3 protein-coding genes and 1 pseudogene are annotated in these 4,802 nt (G+C 36.9%); all 4 read left to right on the top strand.

Annotation, left to right across the window (positions count from 1 at the left end; translation table 11 throughout):
* Positions 1-269 precede the first annotated feature (269 nt).
* Positions 270-1,370 carry a prenyltransferase/squalene oxidase repeat-containing protein gene (locus KHA95_RS22650; RefSeq protein ID WP_213136805.1) on the top strand — a complete coding sequence of 367 codons (1,101 nt, stop codon included), beginning with the start codon at positions 270-272 and terminating at the stop codon, positions 1,368-1,370.
* Positions 1,371-1,411: 41 nt separating this feature from the next.
* On the top strand, positions 1,412-2,653 hold the full coding sequence (locus tag KHA95_RS22655) for an MFS transporter (RefSeq protein ID WP_213136804.1): 1,242 nt from the start codon (positions 1,412-1,414) through the stop codon (positions 2,651-2,653).
* Positions 2,654-2,855: 202 nt separating this feature from the next.
* Positions 2,856-4,361, top strand: coding sequence for an extracellular solute-binding protein (locus KHA95_RS22660; protein ID WP_481748416.1), 1,506 nt, complete (start codon positions 2,856-2,858; stop codon positions 4,359-4,361).
* Positions 4,362-4,443: 82 nt separating this feature from the next.
* A pseudogene (locus KHA95_RS22665) lies at positions 4,444-4,802 on the top strand (sugar ABC transporter permease); the annotation flags it as partial.

Raw genomic sequence — 4,802 nt, forward strand, 5'->3', positions numbered from 1 at the left:
GAAAGGTGCATTACTAGGATCATTGAAAGAGTAAACTAGAACTTCAATAAATGGGGGTTAGAGCCCCCATTTATAAGAAAGTGCAAAGGATTAGAAGCAATTATGGAGCGATGGCTGTTGTGCCAATCGTCTTTGTCCCTGCATTGGGCAGGGGCAGAACCAGAACCACTCGTACATCAGGTGCCATAATCTCTCATCTAAGAAATCTTAAAGTGAGGTCTCATGGCACCTTATATGCGAATAAATGATATTAGATGGAGATGTGATGAATGCATAATAGTGAATTAGCAAGATTAGATACGATCTTTGAAGGATTCTTTGATTGGCTTGCAAAGCAGTATGACCGAACATCTGGCGGATTTTATTATGCGCAAAGCTCTATCGATGACCAACGTTTTACGCCGGATATTGAGTCAACAGCTCAAGCGATCAATATACTATTAAGAAATGAATTAATAACATTGATGCCCGCAGAAATGCGGGCTAAAATGGTTCACTTTTTCCAAAACAAACAAGATCCAGAATCGGGATATTTTTATGATGAGAACCCGGCGATGAAACAGGATGAAGTAATGGTAAGCCGTGCATTAAATTATTCCACTGGCTCGTTGAGAAGATTAGGAAGCAATCCACTCTATTCTTTACCTGTACTTGCAAATCAAGCACCGGATTTTATCAAAAGCCCAGAAGCATATGCTGAGAAATGGAAAAGTATTTCTTTAGTGAACAGTTGGCGCGGATGTGATTTACTCGCTTCATCATGTATTTATATTGGCCAAATGCCTTTAGATAAACAAAAGCCATTCGTTGATCATGCGGTTCAATATTTAGAAAGTATTCAAGACCCTGAAACTGGATTATGGGGAGAAGGAAGCTTATATGTACAAATTTCGGGCACATTCAAGCTTCATACATTTTATCGAAAACATCAAATTCCGATGCCAAGAATCGATAAAATTTATCAAACGGTTTTACATTGTTTAAGAACAGAGAACGCCAAAGATATGTGTTATATTCGTAACCCGATCGATTTATTATCTTATATGAATGTAGCGATTCCTGAACATGAATTAACAGAGATCATTCGGATTACGATTGATAACATTACAAAGCTAAAACGCCCTGATGGTGGATTTTCAAGGGAAATCGATCATTCACCAGTTGCTCCAAACGTAGCGCAAGTGAAAGCGGATGAATACTATCCGAATATGCCTATACCTGTGCCATTAAGCAATGGATTATATGAAGGTGATATGAACGCGAGTACACAAGCGACATTAATCAGATTACAATTACATAAGCTACTCGGAATCCATGCGGAACCATTAAAAGAAGCTAAACGATTTTATTCCGCATTAGCAAGCATTTAAGAGAGAGTGGAAGAAATAGACAGAGAGAAGTGTAATAGATTATGTTTCGAATGGCTAAGGAGAAAAGATTTACGCAACAAGCGGTCATCACACTAATGAATCACTCGATTTATCAATTTGGAAATTCAATGTCACTCATCTTTCTTAATCTTTATTTATGGAGATTAACGAATAGTTTACTTATTAATGGTCTATTTAATTTAATTGCACTTTTTGCTCAGGCGATAACAACTTTTTCGATTGGAAAAATAGCTAAGAAAAAAGGACGGTTAATGGCTTATCGTTCAGGTATTTTTATTACGACACTATTCTACTTCTTTGTGTTAATCGCTCAAGAGCATATTGTGAGTTATTTTGCTTTTTTCGCTTTACTTAAAGGTATCGGTCAAGCGCTTTATTGGTTAGGGTATTTTACAATCGTCCACGAAGTATCAACGGATAAAAATCGCCATCGTTATTTAGGTTGGAATCAAATTGTAACGAATGGCACAAACTTGGCAGGACCAGCTGTTGCCGGATTTATCATCGGTTTATATGCAGGTTTTCAAGGATATATGATTGTGTTTGCGGCAGCTTTTATCATGTTTATCATTGCAGCGGTTGGGAGCTTACAGATTAAAAAAGAAGAAACTCATCATCGAGCTTACTATATGAAATATTTACCGCAAATGATCAAGAGGGAACCAGGATTCACAAAAACATTATTCGGTTGGTTTGTCATTGGATTTCCCCATGGGATCTTATCATTCATTCCGTCGATTTTATTATATAATATTTTTCAGGAAGAACAGTCTGTCGCCTATTTAAATGTCGTTTTTTTAAGTCTATCGATCATTGCGAGTTATATGATTTCGCGCTTTGCTAGAATGGAAGGAACTGTTTTATATTTGACCATTTCTGCGGCAGGGTTGATGCTATCGTCCTTTTTCCTTTTATCAGAAGTTGCGATCTGGTCTGTCGTTTTATTTATGTCGATTCAATCTTTATTCAAACCATTGCAACAGAACTCATATGAGGCTTATTATTATAGTTGGGTGAATAGACTCCCATTAAAAGAAAATTTTCGCGTTGAAACGATTGTTTTACGAGAAGCGATCATTAACCTTGGAAGAGGGATGGGGATTATTCTATTTTTAATTTTTTCAAGAGATATTCATACATCTTCGATACCATGGATCATTTTTGCCGTAGCAGCATTTCAATGGCTTATTCCATATTTGGCAAATGATCAAAAACCTACTTCGCTTAAAAAGCGTTCAAGTATAGGCGAACGATTGAACTAAGAACAATGCGAGCCATAGTAAAGCTCGCATTGTTCTTTCTTTATTTTGACATGTAATCATTTTCTTAGATTAGGGTCGAACAATGCCGATATTTCGCTTGTTTTCAGTTATATATGACGAAGTGATTATTTACGAAATCGAGCAAGTCCATGTATGGTTGAATTAGCAAGTCACACATCATAGAAAATAGGAGATGAAAATTTTGTTGAAATCAAAGAAACGGATATTAGGCACAAGTTTGGCACTATTATTAGGAATCGGTTCCTTAGCGGCTTGTTCTTCAGGCGATGGTGCAAGTGGAAAAGATAGTGGACCAAAAGAATTTACAATTATGACCACATTGCACACACCTGAAGTACCTTCAGATAAAATTGAAAAGCTTCTTGAAGAGAAGACAGGTGCTAAAATTAATATTTCTTGGGTTCCAGATGGTAACTATATAGAAAAGTTAAATTCGGCATTTGCTACTGGAACATTGCCTGAAGCGACATTTTTAGGAAATACGACGACATTCCTTCAATTTAAAGAAGCCATTCGCGACGATCAGTTCTGGGAAATTGGCCCACTATTGGATGAATTCCCGAATTTGAAAAACTTAAACGAACAAGCATTGAAAAACACATCAGTAGATGGAAAGATCTACGCACTGTACCAAGGAAGACCTGCTGCACGTTCTGGTTTAATTTACCGTAAGGATTGGGCAGATAATCTAGGCTTATCAGCTCCAACGAATATTGATGAGTTTTATGAAATGGCGAGAGCCTTTACGGAAGACGACCCAGATGGAAATGGTAAAAATGATACATTCGGTTTAGCGGATCGAAGCGATTTAATTTACGGTGCATTTAAAACGGTTGCATCCTGGCACGGAACTCCGAATGGCTGGGGCGAGAAAGATGGTCAAGTTCTACCTGAGTTTATGTTCTCTGAGTATGTAGATACAATGAAATTCTTTAAAAAATTACGTGATAACGGCTATATGAACCAAGACTTCCCAGTAACGAGCAAAGATGATCAGCAATCATTCTTTAAGAGCGGTGATGCTGGTATGTATGTAGGATCAATGGGAGACGTATTTGCGATCAACAACGATGCAGTCAATATTAACCCGGATGTAGAGTTCGATGTGCAAAACAAAATTGAAGGCCCAAATGGTGAATATAATATTTGGTCATTGCCTGGTTATGGATCGATCGTTTTATTCCCGAAATCTGCGGTTAAAACAGAAGAAGATTTAAAACATATTTTAGAGTTCTTTAATCAGTTAGTAAGTCCTGAACTATCAAACTTGCTTTTCTGGGGAATCGAGGGTGAACACTACACAGTTGAAGATGATGCAGCATTGCCAATTGCTGATGCGAATATTACAGATCGTGAAGTGAAGCCTTACCAAGCACTGGAAATTGGTGAGCCAGAAACAAATGGCCGTTATGAAGGTTTAGCAACATATGAGGTAAGGAAAAAGGCAGAAGAGTTAATTAAAGATAATAATAATTATTTAGTTCCGGATATTAGTATTCCATTAGAATCTCCAACTTATATTGAAATTGGTGAAAGATTGAATCAAATGATTACAGATGCAACATATAAATTTATCCTTGGTCAAATGGATGAAAGCGGATTTGACAAAGTGATTGAAGAATGGAAAAAAGCCGGTGGAGACAAGATTATCGATGAATTCACTGAGGATTATAAAAAGCAAAATTAATAGAAAACAGATGAAGGCTGTTGAAATTTGACAGCCTTTTCTTCTACTAAACATGAAATCTTTCTATGAAAGGACGTCAGCTATGAATACTGAAACAGCGATCGAGCCTGTACAAGAAGTCGTAGAAAAATCGTCGATGCGTGCAGAGCTGATGCGTCGAATTAAGAAAAACAAATTGCTGTATTTAATGATCACACCAGGTCTACTTTATTTCTTTATTTATAAATATGTTCCGATGTATGGTCTGATTATTGCCTTCCAAGATTATAAACCATATAAAGGGATTAGCGGCAGTGATTGGGTTGGTTTTGAACATTTTATTCGTCTTTTTTCTGAACCAACCTTCTGGATGATCTTTAAAAACACACTCATTTTATTCGGGTTAAACTTATTCATTTACTTCCCGATTCCGATTATCTTGGCGTTGATGTTAAACGAAGT

It is taken from the genome of Bacillus sp. FJAT-50079, from assembly GCF_018343515.1.
Lineage (GTDB): Bacteria > Bacillota > Bacilli > Bacillales > Bacillaceae_C > Lederbergia.